This window comes from Streptomyces sp. NPDC002851 (assembly GCF_053591935.1).
The window spans coordinates 1-24,775 of sequence record NZ_JBSFUT010000035.1; the positions used below are offsets into that span (position 1 = coordinate 1).

24 protein-coding genes are annotated in these 24,775 nt (G+C 71.3%); 11 read left to right on the forward strand and 13 right to left on the reverse strand.

The window, feature by feature from the left end; genetic code table 11:
* Positions 1-231: 231 nt before the first annotated feature.
* Both ACWD10_RS29525 and ACWD10_RS29530 read right to left on the reverse strand, forming a co-directional pair.
* Positions 232-1,149: an NAD(P)-dependent oxidoreductase gene (locus ACWD10_RS29525; protein WP_451096358.1), complete on the reverse strand. Its 918-nt coding sequence runs from the start codon at positions 1,147-1,149 to the stop codon at positions 232-234.
* Positions 1,150-1,180: 31 nt separating this feature from the next.
* Positions 1,181-1,654 carry an ester cyclase gene (locus tag ACWD10_RS29530; RefSeq protein WP_451096360.1) on the reverse strand — a complete coding sequence of 158 codons (474 nt, stop codon included), beginning with the start codon at positions 1,652-1,654 and terminating at the stop codon, positions 1,181-1,183.
* Positions 1,655-1,912: 258 nt separating this feature from the next.
* On the opposite strand from ACWD10_RS29530, the gene ACWD10_RS29535 reads away from it, so the two are divergent.
* Together ACWD10_RS29535 and ACWD10_RS29540 are read left to right on the forward strand one after the other, a co-directional pair.
* Positions 1,913-3,031, forward strand: a complete 1,119-nt coding sequence (locus ACWD10_RS29535; protein ID WP_451096362.1) for a medium chain dehydrogenase/reductase family protein — start codon at positions 1,913-1,915, stop codon at positions 3,029-3,031.
* The gene (locus tag ACWD10_RS29540; protein WP_451096364.1) at positions 3,028-3,393 is read left to right on the forward strand and encodes an acyl carrier protein; all 366 of its coding nucleotides are present in this window, start codon (positions 3,028-3,030) and stop codon (positions 3,391-3,393) included. Before ACWD10_RS29535 ends, ACWD10_RS29540 begins: the two co-directional genes overlap by 4 nt.
* Before the next feature lie 86 nt (positions 3,394-3,479).
* Here ACWD10_RS29540 and ACWD10_RS29545 read toward each other — a convergent pair whose 3' ends face one another.
* A complete protein-coding gene (locus ACWD10_RS29545; RefSeq protein ID WP_451096366.1) occupies positions 3,480-3,635 on the reverse strand; it encodes a hypothetical protein in 156 nt (51 codons plus the stop codon).
* Positions 3,636-4,022: 387 nt separating this feature from the next.
* Positions 4,023-4,622 carry a TetR/AcrR family transcriptional regulator gene (locus ACWD10_RS29550; protein WP_451096368.1) on the reverse strand — a complete coding sequence of 200 codons (600 nt, stop codon included), beginning with the start codon at positions 4,620-4,622 and terminating at the stop codon, positions 4,023-4,025.
* Positions 4,623-4,711: 89 nt separating this feature from the next.
* Between ACWD10_RS29550 and ACWD10_RS29555 the strand changes: the two genes are divergently transcribed.
* Together ACWD10_RS29555 and ACWD10_RS29560 are read left to right on the forward strand one after the other, a co-directional pair.
* The gene (locus ACWD10_RS29555) at positions 4,712-5,881 is read left to right on the forward strand and encodes a cytochrome P450 (protein ID WP_451096369.1); all 1,170 of its coding nucleotides are present in this window, start codon (positions 4,712-4,714) and stop codon (positions 5,879-5,881) included.
* A 117-nt stretch (positions 5,882-5,998) separates the two neighbouring features.
* The gene (locus ACWD10_RS29560) at positions 5,999-6,532 is read left to right on the forward strand and encodes a DinB family protein (RefSeq protein ID WP_451096371.1); all 534 of its coding nucleotides are present in this window, start codon (positions 5,999-6,001) and stop codon (positions 6,530-6,532) included.
* 51 nt (positions 6,533-6,583) lie between these two features.
* Here the strand turns inward: ACWD10_RS29560 and ACWD10_RS29565 are convergent, their stop codons facing one another.
* The 3 genes from ACWD10_RS29565 to ACWD10_RS29575 form a co-directional block, all read right to left on the reverse strand.
* Complete coding sequence (locus ACWD10_RS29565; RefSeq protein WP_451096373.1) at positions 6,584-9,175, reverse strand: ABC transporter permease; 2,592 nt, start codon at positions 9,173-9,175, stop codon at positions 6,584-6,586.
* Positions 9,172-9,972: an ABC transporter ATP-binding protein gene (locus ACWD10_RS29570; protein WP_451096375.1), complete on the reverse strand. Its 801-nt coding sequence runs from the start codon at positions 9,970-9,972 to the stop codon at positions 9,172-9,174. Before ACWD10_RS29570 ends, ACWD10_RS29565 begins: the two co-directional genes overlap by 4 nt.
* Positions 9,973-10,163: 191 nt before the next feature.
* Positions 10,164-10,892: a hypothetical protein gene (locus tag ACWD10_RS29575; RefSeq protein WP_451096377.1), complete on the reverse strand. Its 729-nt coding sequence runs from the start codon at positions 10,890-10,892 to the stop codon at positions 10,164-10,166.
* Positions 10,893-11,160: 268 nt separating this feature from the next.
* Between ACWD10_RS29575 and ACWD10_RS29580 the strand changes: the two genes are divergently transcribed.
* Together ACWD10_RS29580 and ACWD10_RS29585 are read left to right on the forward strand one after the other, a co-directional pair.
* The gene (locus ACWD10_RS29580; protein WP_451096379.1) at positions 11,161-11,604 is read left to right on the forward strand and encodes an ester cyclase; all 444 of its coding nucleotides are present in this window, start codon (positions 11,161-11,163) and stop codon (positions 11,602-11,604) included.
* Between the two features lie 32 nt (positions 11,605-11,636).
* Positions 11,637-12,749, forward strand: a complete 1,113-nt coding sequence (locus ACWD10_RS29585) for an RCC1 domain-containing protein (protein WP_451096381.1) — start codon at positions 11,637-11,639, stop codon at positions 12,747-12,749.
* Positions 12,750-12,844: 95 nt separating this feature from the next.
* Here the strand turns inward: ACWD10_RS29585 and ACWD10_RS29590 are convergent, their stop codons facing one another.
* On the reverse strand, positions 12,845-13,822 hold the full coding sequence (locus tag ACWD10_RS29590; RefSeq protein WP_451096383.1) for a sensor histidine kinase: 978 nt from the start codon (positions 13,820-13,822) through the stop codon (positions 12,845-12,847).
* A 39-nt stretch (positions 13,823-13,861) separates the two neighbouring features.
* Complete coding sequence (locus ACWD10_RS29595) at positions 13,862-14,500, reverse strand: NAD(P)-dependent oxidoreductase (protein ID WP_451096385.1); 639 nt, start codon at positions 14,498-14,500, stop codon at positions 13,862-13,864.
* Positions 14,501-14,752: 252 nt separating this feature from the next.
* Here ACWD10_RS29595 and ACWD10_RS29600 point away from each other — a divergent pair, with 252 nt between their 5' ends.
* Positions 14,753-15,079, forward strand: coding sequence for a DUF6059 family protein (locus ACWD10_RS29600; RefSeq protein ID WP_451096387.1), 327 nt, complete (start codon positions 14,753-14,755; stop codon positions 15,077-15,079).
* Positions 15,080-15,126: 47 nt separating this feature from the next.
* Here ACWD10_RS29600 and ACWD10_RS29605 read toward each other — a convergent pair whose 3' ends face one another.
* Together ACWD10_RS29605 and ACWD10_RS29610 are read right to left on the reverse strand one after the other, a co-directional pair.
* The gene (locus tag ACWD10_RS29605; protein WP_451096389.1) at positions 15,127-16,215 is read right to left on the reverse strand and encodes a DUF1152 domain-containing protein; all 1,089 of its coding nucleotides are present in this window, start codon (positions 16,213-16,215) and stop codon (positions 15,127-15,129) included.
* On the reverse strand, positions 16,212-17,648 hold the full coding sequence (locus ACWD10_RS29610; protein WP_451096391.1) for a coproporphyrinogen-III oxidase family protein: 1,437 nt from the start codon (positions 17,646-17,648) through the stop codon (positions 16,212-16,214). Before ACWD10_RS29610 ends, ACWD10_RS29605 begins: the two co-directional genes overlap by 4 nt.
* Before the next feature lie 294 nt (positions 17,649-17,942).
* On the opposite strand from ACWD10_RS29610, the gene ACWD10_RS29615 reads away from it, so the two are divergent.
* Genes ACWD10_RS29615 through ACWD10_RS29630 form a run of 4 tightly spaced genes read left to right on the forward strand, consistent with a single transcriptional unit; the run spans position 17,943 to position 22,837 of the window.
* Positions 17,943-19,175 (forward strand): ATP-grasp domain-containing protein, encoded by a 1,233-nt coding sequence (locus tag ACWD10_RS29615; RefSeq protein ID WP_451096393.1) that lies wholly within the window; start codon positions 17,943-17,945, stop codon positions 19,173-19,175.
* Position 19,176: 1 nt separating this feature from the next.
* Positions 19,177-20,439: an ATP-grasp domain-containing protein gene (locus ACWD10_RS29620; RefSeq protein WP_451096395.1), complete on the forward strand. Its 1,263-nt coding sequence runs from the start codon at positions 19,177-19,179 to the stop codon at positions 20,437-20,439.
* The gene (locus tag ACWD10_RS29625) at positions 20,436-21,833 is read left to right on the forward strand and encodes an MFS transporter (RefSeq protein WP_451096397.1); all 1,398 of its coding nucleotides are present in this window, start codon (positions 20,436-20,438) and stop codon (positions 21,831-21,833) included. The genes ACWD10_RS29620 and ACWD10_RS29625 overlap by 4 nt, the downstream gene beginning before the upstream one ends.
* Positions 21,830-22,837, forward strand: a complete 1,008-nt coding sequence (locus ACWD10_RS29630) for a GNAT family N-acetyltransferase (protein WP_451096399.1) — start codon at positions 21,830-21,832, stop codon at positions 22,835-22,837. Before ACWD10_RS29625 ends, ACWD10_RS29630 begins: the two co-directional genes overlap by 4 nt.
* A 44-nt stretch (positions 22,838-22,881) precedes the next feature.
* On the opposite strand, the gene ACWD10_RS29635 is transcribed toward ACWD10_RS29630, so the two are convergent.
* Both ACWD10_RS29635 and ACWD10_RS29640 read right to left on the reverse strand, forming a co-directional pair.
* Complete coding sequence (locus ACWD10_RS29635) at positions 22,882-23,562, reverse strand: response regulator (protein WP_451096401.1); 681 nt, start codon at positions 23,560-23,562, stop codon at positions 22,882-22,884.
* Positions 23,559-24,767, reverse strand: coding sequence for a sensor histidine kinase (locus ACWD10_RS29640; RefSeq protein WP_451096403.1), 1,209 nt, complete (start codon positions 24,765-24,767; stop codon positions 23,559-23,561). Before ACWD10_RS29640 ends, ACWD10_RS29635 begins: the two co-directional genes overlap by 4 nt.
* Positions 24,768-24,775: the final 8 nt, after the last annotated feature.

Below are 24,775 nucleotides of genomic sequence, written 5' to 3' on the forward strand. Positions count from 1 at the left end.
GACGAGCGCTCCCCCAAGCTCTCAACTGCGTTCGAGCAGGGAGGTACCCCCCTGCGCGATATCTGCGGCGGGGTCCGGGGCGGCAGCCCCGAAGCGGCTGCAAGCTTTCGGGAAGGGGCGGGTAGGGGACCAATCACCCACCCCACAACCCGCAGACACGACAAGGGCCCGGCCCCCCAACACCGGGGGACCGGGCCCAGGCCCGAGCACAGAGCATCCGGGTTACGGCGCCTACTGAGGCCCCACCGACTGCTCCACGTACTGCAGAATCGCCGCACAGTCGAGATCCCCGAGCCCCTGCTCCACCGCCCCCGAGAGCGCGGACCACGACGCCGCAGACGTCGGCATCGGCACCTGGAGCCTGCGGGACTCGTCCAGAACCAGGCCCAGGTCCTTGCGCATCAGCGTGAGCCGGAAGTCCGGGTCGTCGAAGGCACGGCGCGCCATCACGCCGCACTTGAAGCGCATCACCGGCGAACTGAAACCACTCGCGGCGATCGCCTTGATGACCGCCTCACGCGGCAGCCCGGCCTGCTCCCCGAAGACCACGGCCTCCGCGAGCGCCTGCATCTCGATGCCCATCAGCAGATTGAGCACGAGCTTCATGGTGGCGCCCGCACCGACCGCACCCAGGTGCGTGATCTCCTTGCCGAGCGCCTCGAACACCGGTCGGGCCGTGTCCAGATCCTCCGCCGGGCCACCCACCATGAAGCGCAGTTCGCCCGTACGGGCGTGCTCCGCGTTGCCGAGGATCCGCGAGTCCAGGAACCGGAAGCCCGCCCGCGTCACCCGTACATCCAGCTCCTGCGCGAACGCGGGCGGCACCGTACTCAGATCCGCGACAAGGGCACCCTTGGGCAGCGTCGAAAGCGCGCCGTCCTCCCCGAGCACCCCGTCACCGACGGACCCGGAGCCGAAAAGCACCCGCTCCACCACCGCGGCCTCGGCGAGGCTGAGCACGAGCAGATCGGCACCCTCGGCGGCCTGCGCCGGAGTGTCCGCGACCTTCGCCCCGAGCTCCCCGAGCCGCTCGCTCTTGGCCCGGGTGCGGTTGTACACGGTGACCTCGAAGCCGGACTCGACGAGCCGGGCGGCCATGCCCGAGCCCATCGCGCCCAGGCCGAGGAAGCCGATACGCCGTACAGCCATCGTCACGCCTCCTATTCCGATTCCGACAGGGTCAGACCGCGCTCGGGGCGCCGGCCGGGGCGCCCGCCGGGGGGCCGCCCGCCGGAAGGCCGGACGGCACGATGCCGATCTCGGTGAGGATCCGCGGCACGTCGTCGCTGATCCAGGACTCGGCCACCAGGCCGTTCTCGATCCGGTGCATGTCGACGCCGTGCACCTCGAAGGTGCGGCCGGTGGCCGGGATGCCGAACAGCGGGCCGGTGTGCGTACCCGTGGTGTGGAAGCGGTTCGTCACCAGGTCGCCCTCGCCGACCATCTCGTCGATGTTCACGGTGAAGTCGGGGAAGGCGGTACGCCACAGGGCGACGGCCTTCTTGAACGCCTCCGGCCCGCGCGGCAGATCGAGACCCGCGGTGTGCACCTGGTAGTCCGGGGTGAAGAAGGAGTCGACGAAGCTCACGTCGCCCTTGTTCATGCCTTCCTCGGTGATCCGGCGCACCAGTTCCTTGTTGTCCGCGACCGACATTAGGGGGTCCTCCTGGCTAGAAGTCTCCGGCTGTATTGGCGCCGGTTCCGGCTGTACTGACGCCGGTCAGACTCCCGCGCCGGGCGGCTCCCGCGCGTGGGCCCGCCGTCCCACGGCGCCCGGGCACCCTTCCCGGCCGCCCGGGACGATCCCCCGGCCTGCCGTGCCCCAACTCCCTATCGACACCGCGTACTTGAAGCGCACCATCACCGTCACAGATGCAGCACATACGCAGCAGCCGCAGATGTGGGGAGAACCATGCAGAGCCAGAGCGAAACAAGTCACCAACGCGGGGCGACGGACCGCAAGAGCGAAACCGACCGCCGCAACCGCCGGATCACCGTGACCCGAATCGGCGGCAGCGAAGTCCTGGAGGCGTGCACCGAGCCGCTCCAGGCCCCGCCGCCCGGACACGCCCGCGTCCGCGTCGTAGCCGCCGGAGTGTCGTACGGAGACATCCTGCTCCGCAACGGCGTCATCCCCGGCGGCCCCAAGGCCCCCTTCGTACCCGGCTTCGACATCACGGGCGTCGTGGACGCCGTCGGCGACGGGGTCACCGGCCTCGCCGAGGGCGACCGAGTCGTGGCCCTCATCCGCAAGGGCGGCTACGCCGAGCAGCTGACCGTGCCCGCCGAGCGCTTGGTGCCGGTGCCCGAGGAGACCGACCTCGTACGCCTCGCGGCCGCGTCCCTCAACTACTTCATCGCGCTACAGATGCTGAACCGGGTCGCCGGGGCGTCCGCCGGGGCGTCCGCCGGGGCGGATGGAGCCAAGCGGGTCCTCGTGCACGGCGCGGCCGGCGGCGTCGGCACCGCCGTACTCCAACTCGCCCGCACCAGCGGCGTCGAGGTGTACGGCACCTGCTCGGCGGCCAAGCACGACCTGGTGGCTTCGCTCGGCGGCCACCCCATCGACTACCGCACGGAAAACTTCGTCGACGTGATCCGGTCCCTGCCCGACGGCGGCGGCGTCGACGCCGCCCTCGACCCCATCGGCGGCGCTCACTTCAACCGCTCCTACGCGACGCTGCGCCGCGGCGGCATCCTCATCGGCTACGGCCAGAGCGCCGCACTCGTCGACGGCAAGGCCAAGCTGTCGATCGGCGCCCGCGGCATGCTCGGCGGCATCTTCGGACCCAAGCTCCTTCCGGACGGCCGCCGCACGCTCTTCTACAACGCGTGGAGCCTGGAGAAGAAGCAGCCGCACGCCTACCGCGAGGACCTCCTGGAGGTCGTACGCCTCCTCGACGAGGGCACCATCGCCCCGGTCATCGCCGACGTCCTGCCACTGAGCCAGGCCGGACAGGCCCACAAGCTCCTGGAAGAGTCCGCCGTACGCGGAAAGATCGTCCTGGTCACGGACGAGGAGGCACGATGAGCACCGACCACACGATGAGCACCGACCAGCTGCCCACCGCGGCAGAACTGCGCGCACGGCCCATCAAGGACCGCGCCGACGCGATCGAGGCGCACATCTGCGGCGAACTGAAGGCCGTCCTGGACATCCCCCCGGCCCACCGCTTCAGCCCCACCCGGCCGCTGCACACCCAGGGCGTCGACGCGATCACGGCCCTGCGCCTCAAGCGCCACCTGGAAACGGCCCTGGAGATCCCGATCGACACGAACACCCTGCTCCGCGACGAAACGGTCCGCGAACTGTCCCTCCTGCTAGCGGTCAAAATCGAAAACGAGGCCGCAGCAGAAGCAGCCTTCGTCACCATCACCTCCCACGCGGCCTGACCCCTCGCCCCCGGCCTCCCGCCCCCGCCCGACCGGGGCGGGGGGCGGCGAACTCCGGGAGGCCACGCACCGTTGACGCATGCGGCTCAGACCACACGGTGTTCCCATCGCAGCGCGGGATCCTCCCCGATCCAGTAGGTGTGAGCGCAGGCAGTGACGCGCAACCGCACCATGCTGATGTCGGGTTCCCCGGCGTCCTGCCACGCGGTGAGCGCCTGCTCGATGTCGTCCCACAGTCCCACGGGGCCGCCCGGCCTCTCCCGTAACAGCTGCGGATCAGCTGGAGGCGGCCCCTGAGCAGCCTCGTCGCCGCGTTGTCGCCCGGTCCGCCCCGGATCCGCGACGAGTGCGTTGAGTGTGTCGAAGTGCGCTTGTCACCCCGGGCCGCCTATGCGCTCCTCGGCGTCTCCCCGCGCGAACACCGCGCAAAGCCCGCCCCGCCGACCGGCGTGACGTCGCCCCGTACTACCTGGCACAGGCCGCGTGATCAGCCCTCTGATCAATCAGGGGATCCCCCGTGCTTTCCGGGCCGACGCCGCCTGCGGCGGGTCACGCAGACCTTGCCGCGTTGAGCCGGGAGTCAGAGCTGGACCTCGTGGCCGAGCGGGTGGGACCGGCTCTTGCGCGCATCACCCCTTGGTCTGCTGCGCGGCCTCGATGATGCCCCGTACGGCCCGACCGATCCGGTCGGCGGCCAGCTGAGGGTCGGGCTGCCCGGCGTCCAGCCAGCCGATGACGGCGTCGGTCGTGAATGCCGGGATCACCCGCGCTGCCCAGTCCAGCCAGGGCCCCGCGGGGATGCGCTGGGCGAGATTGTGCTGGGCGATCTCGGCCGAGGCCGCGGTGAGGGTGTCGATGAGGTCACGGAACTCCGGCTCTCGGGCTGCGTGGTGGAACAGCAGCCGGAAGCCGTCGGGGTCAGCCGAGGCGGCGCGGAGCAGGGCAGGGATCGAGTCGTCGTCGAAGTCATCGCTGCCCACTGTCTCGGCCAGCCGCGTGCAGGCGCGGTCGAGGACCGCTCGGTACATGTCGGCCTTGGACTCGAAGTGCCGGTAGAGCATCACCCGGGTGAGGCCCGCCTCGCCGGCGACATCGTCGAGGCTGGTGGCGGCGAAGCCGGCGCGCGCGAACGCCCGGGTGGCCGCGTCGAGGATCTGCTCCCGCCGCTCGTCCCGCCGCATCCGCCTGACCGGCTCAGGTCCACCGGGAATCACTTGCTCTGCCGCCACCGGATCACCCTCCTCTTGTTTATGTGCAAGTATACAAGTAGCTTTGTTTAAAGTTGAGTATACAAAAGAGCGTCAACTTGGGAGGCGCCATGACCATCCAGCTGCCCTTCGCTCAGACCGGCCCGCTGCACGTGCCGCCGATGCTCCGCACGCTGCAGGGCCAGGGCGCCGTGCACCGGATCCGCACCCGGGTCGGCGACGACGCCTGGCTGGTCACCGGTTACGACGAGGTGCGCCGCCTGCTCGACGACGACCGGCTCGGCCGGTCCCACCCCGACCCGGACAAAGCCGCGCGCTCCAGTGAGTCGGCTCTGTTCGGCGGCCCGCTGGGCAACTACGACACCGAGAAGGTCGACCACGCACGGATGCGGTCACTGCTTCAGCCGCACTTCACGCCGGGCCGTATGCGGGCATTCCGCCCACGCGTTGAGAACCTGACCACGCAACTCCTGGACGACCTGGTGGAGCAGGGGCCGCCGGCCGACCTCAACACCGCGTTCGCCCTCCCGCTGCCGATCCTGGTGATCTGCGAGCTGCTGGGGGTGCCGTACGAAGAGCGCACCCAGTTCCGCGCCTGGACGCAGGCCGCCGCCGACGTACTCGACCGGACTCGCTCCGAGCAGGGGCTGGGGGACCTCTTCGCCTACGGCCAGGAGCTGGTGGCCCGCAAGCGCCGCCAGCCCAGGGACGATGTGATCTCCCGGCTCTGTGCGACCGACGGAGTCGGCGACGAGGAGATCGCCATGCTGTCGATGGCGCTGTTGTTCGCCGGCCACGAGACCACCGTCGTTCAGATCGGCCTCGGGGCGCTGCTCCTGCTCACCAATCCGGACCAGTGGCAGGTACTGCTGAGCGACCCCGGCCTGATCCCGCTCGCGGTCGAGGAGATCCTGCGCGCCCCGGGCAAGGGTGGGGGCGGCATCCCGCGATACGCCCACACCGATATCGAGATCGGCGGCGTCACCATCCAAGCGGGGGACCTTGTCATGGTGGACAACGGCGCCGCCAACCACGACAGGGCCGTCTTCACCGACCCCGACCGTTTCGAGGTCACCCGGCGGGCGGCCTCACACCTCACCTTCGGGCACGGCATGCGCTACTGCATCGGCGCGCCCCTGGCCCGCATGGAACTGCAGGTTGCCTTCGGCCGACTCGTCCCGCGTTTCCCGGAGATACGGCTTGCCGTGCCGGTCGAGGAACTGCGCGTCCGCGGTGACGTGCTGACAGGCGGCCTCGTGGAACTGCCGGTCACCTGGTGATCAGGGAGCGGATATAGGTCAGAACCTGGCCGCTATGCCCCCTAGCTTGGTCCTGTCCGACGACGAATGACGGACGACGCATGACGGGACAGGACCAACAAGGCAGAGGCGGAGATCATGACGACCCCGACCCCGACCCCGACCACCGGCGAGCGAGCCGACCTCCTGGCGCAGCTGGCCAAGCACCGGCACATGCTGCGCTTCACCACCCGTGACCTGACGGACGAGCAGGCCGGGCTGCGCACCACCGCCAGCGAGCTGTGCCTCGGCGGGCTGATCAAACACGTCACGTCAGTTGAGCGGAACTGGGTCGGCTTCATCCTGGACGGCCCGGCCTCGATGGGCGACTTCACCGCCATGACCGAAGCCGACTGGGCCGCTCGGGCCGACGAGTTCCGCATGCTGCCCGGAGAGACGCTGACGGGTGTCCTTGACGCCTACGCGGACGTGGCACGCCGTACCGACCAATTCGTCCGCACTCTCCCCGACTTGGACGCCACCCAGCCGCTGCCCAAGGCACCGTGGTTCGAGTCGGACGAGCGGTGGTCGGCCCGCCGGGTGCTGTTGCACATCCTCTCCGAGATCGCCCAGCACTCCGGCCACGCCGACATCATCCGGGAGTGCCTCGACGGGGCGAAGAGCATGGGCTGAGCAGCCCTCGGGCCCGGCAGGCCCCGCATGCCCCGCCGGGCCCGCTAAGCCCTACGCATGGCTCAACGCCCGCAGCACATTCAGCCGCGCCGCCTGCCGCGCCGGGCGCAGCCCGGCCAGGACGCCCGCCAGGACGCCGACCGCCAGGATCAGCCCCACCCGCAGCCACGGCACCGCGAAGACGCTGGTGCCCTCCGCGTCCGAGGCGCGGACCAGGACCCAGCCGAGTACCCCGCCGAGCAGCAGGCCGCCCATCGCGCCGAAGGCCGCGACCAGGACGGACTCCCAGCGGACCAGGGAGCGGAGTTGGGCCCGCAGGGCGCCCACCGCGCGCAGCAGGCCCAGCTCACGGGTGCGCTCGTGGATCGCGAGGGTCAGGGTGTTGGTGATGCCGAACAGGGCGATCAGGACCGCGAGGGCCAGCATCGCGTACACCAGGGTGAGCATCATGCTCATGCCTTCGGCGGCCGAATCGGCGTACTCCTCACGGGTGTTGACCTGGAGCGAGCCGTACGGGGCGGCCGCGTCCTCGACCGCGGTCTTCCCGGCGGTGGCTGGGTCGATGCCGTCGCGGAAGACGACCGCGACGAGCGAGTCCGCGTCCTGGCCGCGGTGTGGCGCCCATGCCTCGCGCGTGAGGACGTAGTCGCCCGCCAGCTCGGTCTCCCCGTACACCGCGCCTACCGTGAAGTCCTCGTGCTTGCCGTCGGTGAAGGTGAGGCGGAGGACCGAGCCGACCTTCATGTCCCTCTTGTCCGCTTCCGTGCGGGACACCGCCAGCTCGTCGCGGCCGAGACCGGCGAACGAGCCGTCCACGGCGCCGAGTTCGAGCACCGCGGCCGCCTGCTCCGGGTCGGTGACCGTGAGCTGACGGCCCGCGCCGTCGACCTTCGCGACGCCCTTGCCGAGCCCCACCGCGGTGTCGACCTCGTCGAGTGCGGCGAGCTTCGGCGCCAGCTGCGGGCTGACCCCGCCGCCCGCGCCGCGTTGGGCGGCCCCGGCAGAGGACGTGGAGACGGCCACGTCGCCCGCGAACGAACGCGACACGGTCTCGTCCATGGTCGCCTGGAGGGACGAGGCGAAGACCGTGAACAGGGTGACGACGGTGACGCCGATCATCAGGGCCGTCGCCGTGGCCGCGGTCCGCTTCGGATTGCGCCGCGCGTTACGCCGCGCGAGCCCGCCCGTGATGCCGCGCAGCCGGGACAGCGGCGCCCCCATCACCCGTACCGCCAGAGCCGAGGCCACCGGGCCGAGCACGATGAAGGACACCAGGAGCAGCACCGCCCCCGTCCCGCCTAGCCATACGTCGGGCGACAGCGCGCCGTACACCGCAAGGCCCACGCCCACCACCGCGGCGAGCGCGCCGAGTACGGTCCGCGCACGCGACGCCCCCGACGGGTCCGTGGCCGTCTCACGCAGCACCGCGAGCGGCGCCGTACGCCCGGCGTGCAGCGCGGGAAGCAGCGCCGAACCCACCGACACCGCGACGCCCACCGCGACCGGAAGCAGCAGCGACAGCCACGAGACCACCAGGCCGCCCGGCGGCAGACCCATGCCGACCGCCGTGAACAGGGCGTACAGGCCCTTCGCCATGCCCAGGCCACCGGCCACTCCGGCCACCGAGGCGGCCAGGCTCACCACGGTCGCCTCGATCAGCGTCGAGCCGAGCACCTGCTGCCGCGAGGCGCCCAGGGCGCGCAACAGGGCGTTGTCGCGGGTGCGTTGGGACACCACGATCGCGAACGTGTTGTGGATCGAGAACGTGGCGACGAGCAGCGCGATGCCCGCGAACACCGTGAGCAGCGTGGTGAACAGGTCGAGGAACCGGCCGGAGATCATCTCCTGGCTCTCCTCGGTCGCCTCCGTGCCGGTCAACGCCTCCGCGCCCTTCGGCAGTACGGGGGCGATACGGTCGGTCAGCTCCTGCTGACTCACGCCGTCTTCGGCACGTACCGAAATGGACGCCGCCTGACCGGGCTTGGGCATCAGATGCCGCTGCGCCTCGTCCAGGGTCATGGCGGTGAAGACCTGCTGGCCCATGCCGTCCGCGCCGCCGAACGTCGCGATGCCGACGACCTTCACGTGCAGCGGGTCGGGGGTGCGCAGCATCGCCTTGTCGCCGACCTTCAGGCCGCCCGCGGTGGCCGCGCCGCGGTTCACGACCACCTCGCCGGCGCGCTCGGGTGCGCGGCCGTCGGCCAGGTCGTACGGGTTGAGCTGGGCGTCGGTGATCCAGTTCCCGGCGAGCGGCGGCGGGCCCATGCTCTTGCCCACCGGCTTGCCGTCGGCGTCCAGAAGCTGGCCCTGGCCCTGCACGCTGGGCGCTGCCGCGGCCACGCCGTCGACGCCGCGGATCTTCTCCACCAGCGACGTCGGCACGGGCTCGCGGGCCGCCGCGGCGTTCCCCGCCGTGATGACGTCCGCGCTGCGGACCACCGCGTCGGTGCCGGTGTTGGACGTGGCGAACAGCGAGTCGAAGCTGCCCCGCAGCGTGTCGCCGAGGATCAGCGTGCCCGCGAGGAACGACGTGCCGAGGAACACGGCGAGCACGGTGCCGACGAACCGCCGCTTGTGCAGGCGCAGCGACTTCCACGCGAGCCGCAGGGGCGCGGCGAGCCGCTGCCCGGGTCGGCTACTCATCGGGCCGCTCCTTCGAGTACTACGGCCTCGTCGGCCTCGAAGGGCGTCGCGTCGCCGTCGCGCCGCACGCTCAGCGGGTCGAACCGCTTGAGCCGGTCCAGGACCCGCTCCGCGGTCGGCGCTTCCATCCGGTCCACCAGGCGCCCGTCCGCGAGGAAGATCACCTCGTCGGCGTGCGCGGCGGCCACCGGGTCGTGCGTGACCATCACGACCGTACGGCCCATCTCCCGCACCGCACGGCCGAGCAGCCGCAGCACCTCGTCGCCGGAGCGCGAGTCCAGGTTGCCGGTGGGCTCGTCGGCGAACACCACCTGCGGATCGGACGCGAGGGCGCGGGCCACGGCGGTGCGCTGCTGCTGCCCGCCGGAGAGCTCGCTGGGCCGGTGGTGCAGGCGGTCGGCCAGGCCCACGACGTCGATGACCGTATCGACCCACTCCCGGTCCACGCGGGCCCCGGACAGCTGCTGCGGGAGCGTGATGTTCTCCTCGACGGTCAGCGTGGGCACCAGGTTGAACGACTGGAAGACAAAGCCGAGCCGCTCACGACGGAGCAGCGTGAGCTGCTTGTCGCTCAGCGAGCCCAACTCGGTGTCACCGATGAAGACTTGACCGGACGTGAGGGTGTCCAGGCCCGCCGCGCAGTGCAGCAGCGTGGACTTGCCGGACCCGGACGGGCCCATGATCGCGGTGAAGCGGGCGGCGGGAAACTCGACGCTGACCCCGTCCAGGGCGCGGATCCGCGTTTCGCCGTTGCCGTACACCTTGCTGGCATCGACTGCTCGGGCGGCACTGGGCATCGGGCACCATCCTTCTGACGTGCGGGGAACATGATCGGCGGGGAGAACATGATCGGTGGGATCGTGATGACCAGACTGTCGTCCGCCGCCTGCGATGTCGTCGTACGACAGGAGGCGCACGGGCTGCTTCCGGCGCGGTAGCCGGGGCGGGCCCGGGCCTCCCGACGTCCACCTCGGCCCGCTGCAGAACCTCAGGCGGCTTCGGCGGCTTCGGCAGCCTCGATCGCATCGAGCACCGCCGCCGTGTCCGACAGATCCGGAAGTACGAGCTCCGCCCCGGCCGCGGCCAGTTCGGCGGCGTCGGCGCTGCCCGTGGCCACCGCCACCACCGCGAAGCCCGCCGCGCGCGCCGCGGTCACCTCCGCCGGAGAGCTGAGCAGCAGCACGGCGTCGGCCGCCGCGGCCCCGCCGCCGTCCGCCTTCTCGACCTTCGCGCAGGCGGCCGCGGGCAGCGCGTCCCACTGCTCGGCGTCCGAACCGTAGCCGCCCACCGCGAGGTTGAGGTACCGGTCGACACCCACGGCACCGACCTTCAGCGCCGCCAGCGGCTCCAGGTCACCGGTCACCAGGGTCTGCTCCCGGTGGCCGCGCAGCCGCACCCCGGCGAGCGCCTCGGCGACACCCGGCGGCCGTCCGACGGCCGCGAGCGCGTCCCGGCGCTCCGGCTGCGCCCGCACCAGCTCCTCGACGGCCCGGGCAAGCAGCTCGGGCAGCTCCTCGTCCGGGACGCCCCCGGCGGTCAGGGTCTCCCGAAGGATCTGCGTGTCCGTGCGGGCTGCCGCCGACAGCGCGGCCGGTGCATCCGTGCACGAGCGGCCGGAGATCTTGCTGCATATCTCGCCGTAGCTCTGCGCATAACCGCTCTCGCGGTTCGCGAGAATTCCGTCCAGGCCCCAGAGAACAATGCGACGCCGACCCATGGTTCCGCTCCTCGGTGGTGGGGTGGTTGCCTGCGCACTTCCTTACGCGGGCTCATTAAAGCGGCGCTGGTACGGGCCCAGGAATGGCCGGATCTTCCGTCTGACCGGGGCGTTTTCCCGGCCGGGTGGGACTGGCGACCCGTGACACAGGGACGACACAAGCCCGAGCGTGTACGCCAGGGGCTGCCGGGAGCAGTGGGAGGACGTGTCCGACAGGCTGCCACCCCAACTGTCCGATGCGCCCGACGATCACACGGAGAGGTGGCCGATGTCGGCTCAGGAGAACAAGGAACTCGTCCGTTATGTCACCGAAGAGGGCTTCAACAAGGGCAACACCGACTTCGTCGACGAGGTGTTCGCGGAAGACTTCACGGTCCATATAGACGGAGTTTCACTGCCACGCGGCCCCGAGGCATTCAGGGCCGCGGTCGCCATGTGGCGCAACATGGCGCGGGACTTCCGTATCGACATCGAGGAAATGATCGGTGACGGCGAGCTCGTGGTCTGCAAGTTCACCGCCACGGGACAGCACGCGGCGAGTTTCCTCGGCATCGCCGCGACCGACAAGGAATTCACCCTGCGGGGCGCGGACGTGCACCGCGTCGTGGACGGCAAGGTCGTCGAGTCCTGGATCAGCGACCACATCACCGCGGTCCTGATGCAGATCGGAGCGCTGGTCCACGCCGAGCCCAACCCATCCGCGTGGACATGACAGCACGCCACGCCACAAGAGGAGAACACGACATGCAGCGAAGCGACACTTCTGCCGGCACCGTCTGGGCCTGGGGCGACAACACCTTCGGGCAGGTCGGCGACGGCACGACCACCCACCGCAGCCTCCCGGTCCAGGTGCCCGGGCTCGACGGCGTGGCGCAGCTGGCCGGTGGCGGCGGCCACACCGTCGTACGTCGCCACGACGGCACGGTCCTCGCCTGGGGCCGGAACGACTACGGCCAGGCCGGGGACGGCACCACCGACCACCGCAGCGCCCCCGTCCCCGTCACCGGCCTCCCCAAGGTGAAGACCATCGTGGGCGGCGGCGGCCACACCCTCGCCCTCCTCGACGACGGCACCGTCAAGGCCTGGGGCCACAACGGCCGCGGCGAGGCGGGCGACACCACCACGGACAACCGCACCGAAGCGGTCACCGTCACCGACCTCGCGAACGTGGCGGCGGTCGCCTGGGGCGGCGGACACAGCGTCGCGCTGCGCGCCGACGGCACCGTCTGGGCCTGGGGCCACAACCTCTTCGGCGGCCTCGGCGACGGTAGTACGGACACCCGCCTCGCCCCCGTGCGGACCCTGGAGATCGACGGGGTCACCGAGGTCGTCGGCGGCGGCGGCCACACGCTCGCGCTGCGCGAGGACGGCACCCTCTGGGCCTGGGGCCGCAACGACCGCGGCCAGGTCGGCGACGGCACCACGGAGACCCGGCTGACCCCGGTCCCGGTGCAGGGCCTGGACGACGTCAAGGTGCGCTCGTTCATCTGCGGCTACTTCCACTCCCTGCTCGTCGACGAGGACGGCACCCTGTGGGCGTGGGGCAACAACGACAGCGGTCAGCTCGGTGACGGCACCACCACCAACCGCAGCCTGCCGCAGCGCGTCGAGGGACTGCCGCCGGTCGCCGCGGTCGCCGGAGGCGGCGGCCGCAACGAGTTCGGCCCCGGCGGCCACACCCTCGTCCTCGGCCAGGACAACACCCTGTGGGCCTTCGGCCTCAACGACGCCGGTCAGCTCGGCGACGGCACCACCGAGAACCGCACCCGCCCGGTCCAGGTCCTCGGCCTCGACGACGGCCGCACCACCACCGCCATCTTCGCGGGCGGCGGCTACAGCGGGGCACTGCGCGACTGACCCGCACCCATGGACGCGCGGCTGTGCCCCGCCCGGTCGACGGAGACCGGACGGGGCACAGCCGCGTGCTGCGACGGCGCGCTCAGCCTCGGATGTCACCGCGGCGCCGCCGCCGCGTGTTCGAGGTGGCCCGAGGGCAGCGGGAAACGGGCCCGCACCCGCGTACCCGTACGGTCCGGCGCATCGCCCGCGGGGCCGAACTCCGCGCATCCGCCCAGGGCTTCGGCGCGACGCCGGATCGAGTCGAGGCCGATACCCAGACCGATCCCGTGGCCGTCGCCGCCGGATGACGGGACGCCGACCTGGTCGCCACCAAACCCCACACCATCGTCCGTCACCTCAACCGTCAGCTCCGCCCCCGGCCCCTGAGCGACCCGGACCACGACCCGCCGTGCCTCCGCATGCTTCACCGCATTCGTCAGCGCCTCATTCACCACGAGATACGCGTTACGAGCAAGGTCCTCCGGCAGCGTCAGCGGATCCGCCGGCGCCTGAAGAACGAAACCCATCCGGTCACCCGCCGCCCGCGCAAGCACCGCGACCCGCTCCTCCAAAGCCGCCACCAGATCCATCCGGCCCACCGACGGCTCACTCAACTCCCGCAGCACCTTACGGACCTCACCCACCGCATCCTCCGTCGCCGACGAAAAGTCGTCCAGAAGCGCCGCCGCGGCCTTCGGATCCCGCAGCACCAGCGTGCGCAGCAGATCGGTATGCATCCGCACCGAAGCGAGCACGGGCCCGATCCCGTCATGCAGATCACGCTGCAACCGATCCCGCTGCGACCGCGACTCGGCAAGCGCGAGATACCGCAACGTCGCCATGGCGGCAAGGTCCGCCCGCAGCTTCGACGACTGCGGCCCACCGGCCGACGCCAGCGCAGGCAACGTCAGAAAAAGCGCCACCGTCGCACACCCTGCCCCGGCCACGGCGGGCAGCAACTCCACAACAAGAAACGGCCCTTCGGACCCGTACCGACGCATCAGCGAACGCGTCCCGAGACAACCGGTCAGAAAGAGAACGGCGAACAACCCGGCCCAAGCGAGCCGAGAGCGGATGTCCTTGCTGCGCATGGCCGGGTACTCCGTATCTTCCGTCGTCATCTTCCGTCGTCAATAAGCGACTTCGAGGGTCCGGCGGTACGCGTCCGCGTCCTCGACCCGGTCGAGCAGACACCGCGCCAGATCGGCCCGGGACAGCGACCACGCGCCACGCAGCGGTCGGTCGACGGCGACGCGATAGCCACCGACCGCGGCCCCATCGGTGAGACGCCCCGCGCGCACCACGGTCCACTCCAGATCGCAGCCGCGCACCAACTCCTCCATCGCCGCCATATCGGCGTACGGCCGACGCAGAATCCGCTGCAACAGCCCCTTCACCACGACCCGTTGGGCAAGAGGCAGATCCCGGCTCTCCTGCAACCCGGTCGTCGACACCACAAGCAGCCGCTTCACCCCGGCCTGCCGCATCGCACCGGCAATGGCCCCCGTACCGGCCGAATACACCGTGGTGGCATGCCGCTTCATACCGATCCCGAGCGCCGAGACGACCGCGTCCCGCCCCTCGACAGCCGCGCCCAGCGACGCGGGATCGAGGACATCGACACGGGCGAGCGTGAGCCGCTCCTGCCGCGGCTCCGTCACCGCCTCGGGCCTGCGCGCCGCGGCGGTCACCTCATGGCCCGCGGCCAGGGCCTGCCGCACCACGGCGCTGCCGGTACCGCCCGTCGCACCGAACACGGTCAGTTTCATCTGCCGTCTCCCTCAGGTGAGTTGGCGCCGCTCCGGTCGTCGTACGCCTCGGCATCGACGCTACGGCCGGGCGGAGCGCGCGGCGTCCGGTCCCGCGCGGCATCGGGCTGCGCGGCCCTGCGTACGGACGTACGGCGAGGCGCGTACCCCGGACGGGACAGGCGCCCGGCGGGGCGGGACCGCACGCCCCTGTCCGTGGGCGCGGTGACCGTCACGATCGGGGCGACCGGACGCAGGAGGAGGGATTCACCGATGTACGACCGACCGCCTGCCCTCGCCGCGCGTGCCGCCACCGCATGCCGCGCCGCACTGTGGGGCGGGGTGCGCTGGGTGCTGCGGGCGATGGTGCACATGGGCTGGAGCCACGCGCCGACGGGCGTGGACCCGTACACCTCGGGCGCGCTGGAGTGGGTGGACCAGGTAGGCCGCCCCGACCCGAAGGCTGAGGCCCCCGACGCCGCCCGGGTGGCCCGCCTGGAACAGCCCCCGCCGGGCCACCCGGAACGGCTCGCCTGGCCGGAGCCGATGTCCGCGCAGGAGCGGGAACTGTGGGGGCAGTTGGACGACCGCGCGGCCTAGGGCCCGTCTCGGGGAGACGGGCCCTAGGTCCACTGGACACGAGTCGGTCAGCCCGTCAGGGACAGGAGCGGGAAGGCGTCCAGGCCGGGGCGGTGCTTGGTCAGCAGGGCGCGGACGTGTTCGGTCAGGCGCCAGTCGTGGCCCAGGTCCTCGACGGCGCAGCGGACGGTCGCGTACCGGGCGTCGGGGTGGGCGGCGCGCTGGGTGCGGAGCCAGGTGTCCAGTTCGTCCAGGAAGGTGTCGTCGTCGATGTGGGTGCGTGCGGTGTGCGGCCGGGCGGCTCGTCGGCGTTCGCGTTCGATCTCGCTGAATCCGTACAGCTTGAGGCTGATCTCCTCCGCGTAGGCCAGGGTGTTGGCGCGGGTTTCCACCAGGCCCTGGGCCAGCGGGTTGTGGTCCAGGGCCTGGGCGAGGGGCAGGTGCCAGACGCGGCCGCTGTGGCCGGTGAGGGGGATCGGGCCCGACCTGGTGACGCAGCGGCCGCGCAGCCCGGTGGCGGCCGCGGCGAGCAGGGTGCTGGCCTCGGACGGGTGCCAGCGGAAGACGTCCGCCGCCCAGGTGGGGACGGTGGGGTCGAGCTCGGTGCCGTGGCCGGTGAGGCGGGGCAGCAGGGTCGCTTCGGGCAGCTCGCCGTCGAGGCCGGGGGCGGCGACGTGGACGGTGGTGCGGACGCCCGTCAGGTGGCAGGCGGCGAGTGCGAGGGCGTCGAGCAGAGGGCTGGCGAGGGTGGGTTCGTCGCCGTGGGCGAGGATGTCGCCGCCCATGTCGACGACGTTGAGGTGGTCGACGCCGAGGGTGCGGGCGGTCCGCTCGATCTGGTCGGCGAGGTTTTCGATTCCGGGGTGTGGGTCGAGGAGTGCGAGTGTCGTGGGCAGGTGTGCGGCGAGGCGGGGCAGGGTGGAGGCGCGCGGTTCGATCGCCTTTGTGTCGGCGGTGATGAGCGGCACCGGTAGGGCGTCGTGGTCGAGGATCGTGAAGTCGTCCGGGGCCAGGGGGCCTGGGAGCGGGTCCACGGTGGGGCGCTCCCAGGCGTAGGTGAGGACGACGGCGTCGGCCTCGCCGCCCAGGCTCGCGTGGACGAGGGCGGTGCCGATCGGGTCACCGCCCCCGCCCGCCGCGATGAACAGCTCGGTCACGAGGCCGCCTGCGCCGTGCGGATGCCCGAGATGCCGACCGGCGTGCCCATGTGCTTCTGGGCCCGCTTGTTCTGCTCGTGCAGCCCCTCGTAGTAGTCGCGGTCCAGCTGGATGACGTGGTCGGAGAAGAACATCCAGGACAGGATGTCGCGGTACTTGAAGCCCTTGGGGGTGAGCTGGATACGGCGGCCGAGGCGGCGCAGGAGTCCGGTCTCCTCGGCGGCGTCCAGGATGGGCTCGAACAGGTGGGCCTTGTCCTGGTAGCCGAAGCGGTCCAGTTCGGCGAGGTCCAGGTCGAAGGTGTCCAGGACGAGGCGCTTGCGGATGATCTCCTCGTGGTCGAGGACGAAGCCGGTGACGGGCTGGAGCGCGTGGGCGTTTGCCTGGGTGATGTAGTCGGCGACTTCGGTCATGGACGGTTTGACCGAGCCCACCATGTAGTCGAGGACACCGGTGTAGGAGCGGGCGCCGACGCCGAGGCCGAGCAGCGGCACGCCGTGGAAGGTGAGCACCTTCTGCTTGTAGCCGCCGCGGCCGAGCTTCTTGTAGCGGACGGAGCCTTCCTGGACGTAGCCGTGGTCGGTGAAGACCTGGCGGGCGTAGTCGTAGCGCTCGTACAGGTTCGGGGACTGCGCGTACTGGTAGGCGCCCGTCTTGGAGAACCAGGCGTCCGGGCGCACGGTCAGGAAGTACGTGCTGATCGTGGCCGGGTTGAGTTTGGCGAGTTCGTCGACGGAGGTCCGCCAGGTCTCGTCGGTCTGGCCGGCGAATCCCATGATGAGGTCGGTCGACAGGTCCGGCAGGCCCTTGTCGTGGGCGATCTCGATGGCCTTGCGGATGACCTGCTCGCCCGCCTGGCCGCGCCCGGCCTCGCGGATCTCCTTCGGTACGAGGGACTGGATGCCGATGTTGGCGCGGGTCAGGCCGAGTTGCAGCAGACCTTCCAGGGTGCCGGGCTCGTTGACGATCGAGTCCGGTGTGGCCTCGATGGCCACTTCCTCCACGGTGGAGCGCCAGTTGGGGTAGACCTCGTCCAGCGTGCTGAACAGCTGCTCGAAGTGGCGCAGGGACAGCAGGCTCGGGGTGCCGCCGCCGATGTAGATGGTGCGCAGGCGGCGGGCGCGGATGATGTCGGCGTGGTCGCGCAGCTGGGTGCACAGCGCGTTCATGTACGCCGTGTAGACGTCCGCGTCCTCGCTGATCACGGTGTACAGGTTGCAGAAGCCGCACTTGTAACGACAGAACGGCACATGCAGATACAGGTTGAGCTCGGGCACCTGATACAGGCTCAGGTCCTGTTTCCAGGCCTCCTCGGCGGTCCAGCGGCCGTCGAGCGGCCGGTAGGTGGAGCGCGACGGGTAGGAGTAGTTGTACGGCGGGATGACGCCCTGGCGGATGTAGTCGTCGAGCTGTGCGGCGTAGCCGTTGTTCACGCGAAGTCGGGCCTCTCGTAAGCGAGTTGATGTGTGGTTCGTCCGAGAGTCAAGCCGCGATCGGGGGCCGGGACCCAGGTGCGGTACCCACGAATCCCGGCCTCTTGGGAGCGCGCACTCCTGTGGGAAGACCCGAACTCCTCCGGAGCGGTCGCTTCCGCAAAGCGGAAGCTCTAGGATCCCGCGTCCGGGTCGGCGGCTGGAGCTTGCTACAAGCGTGGTCGCGAAATCAACGCCGTGCTCTGGTGGTTACGTTCATGGCCGTGCCCCGGCCGGTGCGGTCTACTGCGCTGCGTGAAGAACATCCTGCTGATCGAAGCACTCGCAAACTCGGGCCCCTATCTCCTGGATGCCGCCCGGGCACTCGGAGCGCATGTCTACGTCGCCACCCACGAGGACGTCTACGAGAGCTATCCCGAGGCGCTGCGCGATCAGATCCACGGCACCGTATTCACCGACCTCACCGACCCGGACCGGGCGTTGGCGGAGCTGGCCGCGTTCGCCGGGACGACGCGGATCGACGCGGTGGCCGGCTGCTGGGAGTTCTTCACCCCGCTCGTCGCGCACCTGGCCCAGTGCCTCGGGCTGCCCGGCAACGACCCGCGGCGCGCCCACGCGTGCCGGAACAAGGCGGCGATGGCCGAGGCCTTCTCGGCGGGCCAGGTCCCGGCTCCCCGAACGATCAGCGTGCGTACGGCCGGGGCGGCGGCGCGTGTCCTCGACTACGCCGGCATTACGTTCCCGGTCGTCGTCAAACCGGCCGAGCAGGGCGGCTCCTGGGGCGTCAGCGTGGTCAAGAGCCCCGAAGAGCTCGACGCCGCCGTACGGCACGCCCAGTCCTGGCCGATCGCCGCCCCGCACGGGCTGCCCATGGACCAGAGGGTCGTCGTCCAGGAGTACATCCCCGGACCCGAGTTCAGCCTCGACACCGTGGTCCGGCGCGACGAGTACTTCCACCTGCCCGTGGTCGAGAAGCACACCACCGGCGGCGTCTACCGGGCCGAGACCGGTCACACCTGCCCCGCCGAACTGCCGCCCGCCGACCTCCGCGACCTGCGGGCGGCCACCGAACGGGCCCTGAAGGCGCTCGGCATCCGCAACGGAGTCGCCCACACCGAACTCAAGATCTCGCCCGAGGCGGGCCCCGTCGTCATCGAGGTGGGCGCCCGCCTGCCCGGAGACCACCTTGTGGACGTCGTACGCCGTGCCTCCGGCATCGACGAAGCCCGGGCCTACCTCCAGGCCGTCCTGGACGAGAAGCCGGACGTTCCCGCGCCCCGGGAGGGCGCGTGCGCGATCCGGTTCCTCACCCCGCCGCGCGCAGGCACCTTCCAGGGGGTGACCATCCTCGGCCAACACGGCGGCCTGGTCGACCAGCACATCACCACCCCGCCCGGCGCCGCCGTCGGCAGCGCCCACGACAACTCGGCCCGCATCGGCCACCTCGTCCTCACCGCCCCCACTCCGGGCCAGGCCAACGCCGACGCCGCACACGTACTGGCCCACACCCGCATAGAAGTGAACTGACATGCAGCGCATCGCCTTCCTCAGGTCCGTGCACATCCAGCGGGCCGACCCGTACATCCACGGCATCGCCCCCGTCCTGGAGCGGCTCGGTGCCGAGGCCCGCCTCTTCCACACCAGCGGTGACTGCGGCCCCGACCTGTTCCCGGGTACGAGCGAGCGGCTCGACCGTGCCGCGACGCCGGACGAATTCGTGGAGCGGATACGCGCCTGGGGCGCCGATGCCGCCGTGGCGATCTCCCTGCCGGACGAGAACGCCCTGCGCGACGCCGTCGTCAAGACCAAGCTCGAAGCCCTCGGCATCCGCACCGTCATGACCCCCCTCGCCGCCACGCGCGTCCTGTGCGACAAGTGGGAGACCAAACGGGTCCTGACCGCACACGGCCTCACCACCCCGCCCGCCGTCCTCGTCGACAGCGACCTCCTGAGCGGCCGGGCGCTGCCCGTCCCGGCCTACCCGGACGCCGTCCGCCTCGCCGCTCAGGACCTCGGCTATCCCCTCCTGGCCAAGCCGCTGTGGGACTCCACCAGCATGGGCATCGAGTTCGTTCCCGATCCGGGCGCCCTCGAGAGCTACCTGGCCGCCCGCCCGGCGGCACACGCGGTCCTGGAGAAGTGCGTCCGCGGACAGCTCTGTTCGGTCGACATCGTCGGCGCCGGGGGCCACTACACCGTCCTGCCGCTCATCCGGACCGGCACCGCGGGAGGCCCGCCCGCGTTCACCTTCGAAGACCTGCGGTACGCCGACCCCACCCGGGACGACGACTTCCGGCCCACCGCGCGGCGCCTGGTGGACCTGTGCACGGAACTCGGGGTCGAGGGGTCCGTCAACGTCGACATGATCCATGCCGACGGCGTCTACCACGTCCTGGAGATCAACCCCCGGATCGGCGGCGCCACCACGCTGTCCATCGCCGCCGGTGGGCTCAACACCTTCGTCGCCCTCCTCGACATCCTGAACGGCACCTGGCCGACCCGAACCGGCGGCGAGGCGTGCGCTCCCTCCGATCGCTACGCGATCGAATGCCTCACCGCGAACCCCACGCCCGCGCTGCTCGCCGAACTCCGCGCCCGTATCGACCTCGTCACCTGCCACGACCTGATCGTCGACGGCCACGACCACGGCGGAATCCTCACGTTCACCGTGGACCTGGGCGACGAGCGGCGTGTGGTGAAGGAACTCACCGAACTGTCCGCGCAGACCGGCTTCATCGCGGCCCCCATGCTCGACAAGATCCGCCGCCTCCTGACCCCCGCGAACCGGTGAGCATCCGCACCGGCAGGCGAGCGGCACGCCGTCGCGCCGACGACGGCGGCCGGGCGGGGCGCCGCGGGCCCATGGCCAAGGCAGGGCTGCCCGTGCTCACCGGAGCGGGCCGCTTCGTCGCCGCTCACGCGGTCGACAGCCTCGGCACCGGGCTCATGTACGCCTTCACCGTCGTCTACCTCAGCCACGCCACCCCCCTCTCCCTCGCGGAGATCGGCGCGGCGCTCACGCTGGGGAACCTGCTCGCGCTGCCCGCCCCCGCACTCGGCGGGACACTCCTCGACCGCTACGGTCCGAAAGCGGTCGTCGCGGCCGCCAACCTCGTCTGTGCCGCCGGGTTCACGGTCTTCCTCGTGGTCCGCTCCGCCTGGCAGATCAGCCTCGCCTACCTCGTCATCCAGGCCGGGATCAACCTGTACTGGACGGCCGCCCGCAACCTGGTGCCGCTCGCCTGCGTGCCCGGCGAGGAGCGCCTGTGGTTCGGGTTCATCTCGTCCCTGCGCAACCTCGGCATCGGCGCGGGCGCCGCCGTCTCCGCCGTCGCCCTGGCCCTGTTCGGCCCGGACAGCCTGTACGTGCTCATCGCCGCGAACGCGGGCACGTTCCTGTGCGCGGCGCTGCTGTTCCTCACCTGGAAGCCCGCCCGAAACCCGGCCGCGCCGGACGACAGCGGCGGCACGGACGACAGTGGCGGACCGCACGACAGCGGCGGCACGGACGAGCCCGGCCGACCGGACGACAGCGGCGGCCGCCCGCCCCGGCGCGGCAGCTGGTCGGCCGTGCTCCGCGACGGCCGCTACCTCCTGCTCGTCGCCGCCAACCTGGGCTTCGTCCTCGCGCAGATGGTGCCGCCGGTCCTGCTCGCCGTATACGTCACCGACACACTGCACGCGGGCGCGTGGATCCCCGGCACCCTCCTGGTCGTCAACACCGCCGCCGTCGCCGCCCTCACCCCCGCCCTCACCCGCCGCGCGGCCCGCCACCGCCCGCACCGCGCGATCGCGGCCGGATTCCTCATCGGCGCCGCCTCCTTCGCCCTCTTCGCCGCCCCCCTCGCCTGGACGGGCGCACCCGCCTGGACCGTCGCCACCGTCCTGGTCGCGGCGATGCTCCTGTTCACCCTCTCGGAGATCCTCAGCTCTCCCGCGCTCAACGAACTCTCCGTCGCCCTGGCCCCCGCCCGGGCCAACGGCCGCCACCAGGCCGCCTTCCAACTGTCCTGGTCCATCGGCGGCGCCGCGGCACCCGTCGTCCTCACCGCGCTCCTGAGCCAACAGCCCGTCCTGCCCTGGCTGCTCCTCGCCTCCCTCAGCCTGCTCGCCGTCCCCGCAGCCCACGCCCTCGCCCCAGCCCACGCCCACGCCCCGCCCGACCGGGAGAAACCCCAGCCGTGAACCCCACCCTCAGCCACGACATCAGGGACATCCCCGCCACCGCATGGGACACCCTCGCCACCCCGGCCGGTCTCTACCTCTCGCACCAGTGGCTCGCCGCGGGGCAGCACGACCCCACCGCACAGGCCCGCTACGCCATGGTCCACGACGAGGGCCACCTCATCGCCGCCGCACCGCTGTACCTGGTCGACACCGAACCCAACACCCTCTACCGCGTGCACGAACTCATCCCCGACCGCACACCCGCCAGAACCCTGCTCGCCGGAGCCCGCCGCGGCTACCTCAACGCCCCCCTCCTCCACCCCCGCCTCACCCCCGACCAGCGGCGCGCAGCACTCACCCACCTCGTGGCGGCCGCCCGCACCCTCGCCACCGCCCACCAGGCACAGCCCTGGTGGCTCTACGTCACCGACACGGCCGCCACCGAACTCGCCGAAGCCTGCGGCACCGGCACCGAGCCTGTGCGGCTGAGCCAGGACGCCCACATCCCGCTGCCCGGCAGCACCTTCGACGACTATCTCGCCGCCCTGCCCTCCAAGCGACGCGTCACCATCCGCCGCGAACGCCGAGCCTTCGCCGAAGCGGGATACGAACTCCGCACCCTACGGCTCTCCGCATGCGCCGACACCGCAGGCGCACTCCTCGCCCAACTCCAGGAACGCCACGGCCACCCCGCCGACCCCGCCGCCATGGCCCGCCTCCTGCGCGACCAGGCCGACGGCATGGCCGACACCGGAACCGTCCACGCCGCGTACGCCGGAGACCGCATGGTCGCCTTCAGCCTCCACTACCGCCACGCGGGCACCGTCTGGCTCCGCGCCACCGGCTACGACTACGCCCAACTGCGCGGCGCCCACGAGTACTTCAACCTCGTCTACTACCTCCCCATCGAGCACGCCTACGCCCACGGCGCCACCGCTCTCCACCTCGGCATGGAATCCCTCCGCGCCAAAACCCTCCGGGGAGCGGTCACTTCGCCGCTGTGGGCGATAGAAGGGGCTTGAGTGGGGCGATGGAAGGGGCCTGAGCGGGGAGTCGATCCGACCCATTACGGCAACGTCGGCTCCTGCCCCTCCGGGAGCGCGATCCCCGACTGAAAGGCGAACACGACGAGCTGGGCCCGATCACGCGCCTGAAGCTTCACCATCGCGCGGCTCACATGCGTACGCACCGTCGCCGACGAGATGAACAGCTTCTCCGCGATCTCGTCGTTCGACAGACCCGTGGCCACCCACGCCACCATCTCCCGCTCCCGCTCCGTGAGCGTTCCGAGCAGCTTGTGCGGCGTCGCCCGCTGAAAGCGCCGGCTGACGAACTCCCCGATCACCCGCCGGGTCACCGTGGGGGAGAGCAGCGAGTCGCCGCGCGCCACCACCCGTACCGCATGCAGGAGTTCCTGCGGCTCGGCGTCCTTGACGAGGAACCCGCTCGCCCCCGCCTGGAGCGCCTCGAAGACATAGTCGTCCAGCTCGAAGGTGGTCAGGACGATCACCTTGGTCCCGGACGTCTGCGGCGACGCGGTGATTTCACGCAGCGCCTCGAGGCCGTCCATCTCCGGCATCCGGATGTCGAGAAGCAGCAGATCGGGGCGGACCGAGCGGAGCAGCTCCAGGGCCTGGCGGCCGTCCGACGCCTCCCCGACGAGCTCCAGGTCCTGCTCGGCCTCGATCAGCGTGCGCAGCCCGAGCCGGACCAGCTTCTGGTCGTCGGCGATCGCGATACGGATCATCGTCCGGTTTCCCCCAGAGGTAGGTATGCGTGTACGTGGAAGCCGGGGGCGCCGTCGGGGCCGCGTGGCCCGTACTCCAGGGTGCCGCCGAGTGCGGCGCAGCGTTCCCGCATGCCGACGAGCCCGAAGCCGCTGCCCGCCGCCGGTGGGCCGACCGGCGCCCGTGGGCGGCCCTCGTCGGTGACCTCGATGTCGAGTCCGGCTTCTGTGCGGGTGACGTGGACGTGGGCCCGGTCGGCGTCGGAGTGGCGCAGGACGTTTGTCAGTGCCTCTTGGACGATGCGGTACGCGGCTCGGTCCACCATTGCGGGCAGTTCCTCGGACTCCAGGACGTCGTCGATCCGGCAGTCCACGCGTAGGCCGCTGTCCGTCATGCGTGCTGCGAGCGTGCCGAGGCGGGTGAGCTCTCGTCCCGTCGGCTCTTCGTGCGGCGTACCGCTCCTGCTCCCGTTCCGCGAGCGCTCCCGCTCCTGTTCCCTGAACACCGCCAGTGTGGAACGCAGTTCGTCCAGGGCCTCCTTGCTCGTCGTCCGGATGGACGCGAGTGCGGTGCGGGCCGCGTCCGGGTCCTTGCCGCTCACATGCAGCGCGATGCCCGCCTGCATGCTGATCACGGAGAGGCTGTGGCCGACCAGGTCGTGGACCTCGCGGGCGATGTCGAGGCGTTCCTCGGAGGCGTGCCGTCGGGCCTCCTCCCGCCGCACCCGCGTCGAGGATTCGCGCTGTACGCGCAGGACGGCGCCGATGCACCAGGGCAGTGCGATCCAGACGAGTGCGGAGAGTTGGAGGAGTACCTCGGTGGTATGGGTGGCCGGGCCGGGGGCCGTCGGCCAGAGCGACAGCTGGGTGGCGACCGCTACGGCGAGGGCGAGCGCCGCACGGCGCAGCGGATGGCGGGCCGCCACCGTGAACACCGCGACGCCCAGCGGGAAGACGACCGGGCCGTGCGGAAAGCCGAGCGCCAGATAACAGGCGCCGCCGAGCGTCGTCGCCGCGAACACCGCGAGCGGTGCCGTCCGCCGCCACGCCAGTGCGCCGCCGACCGCCACCAGGAGCGCGTACCCGAGCCAGGTCAGCTCCTGGCGCGGTGGTACCTGCCACTGCTCGGCCCGCCAGGAGCCGAGCACGGTGACGGCCGTGAGCAGCACGGCGAGCACCGCGTCCGGCACGGCTGCGCGTCGCGAGAGCGATGAGCGGGCCCGCATGAGCATGA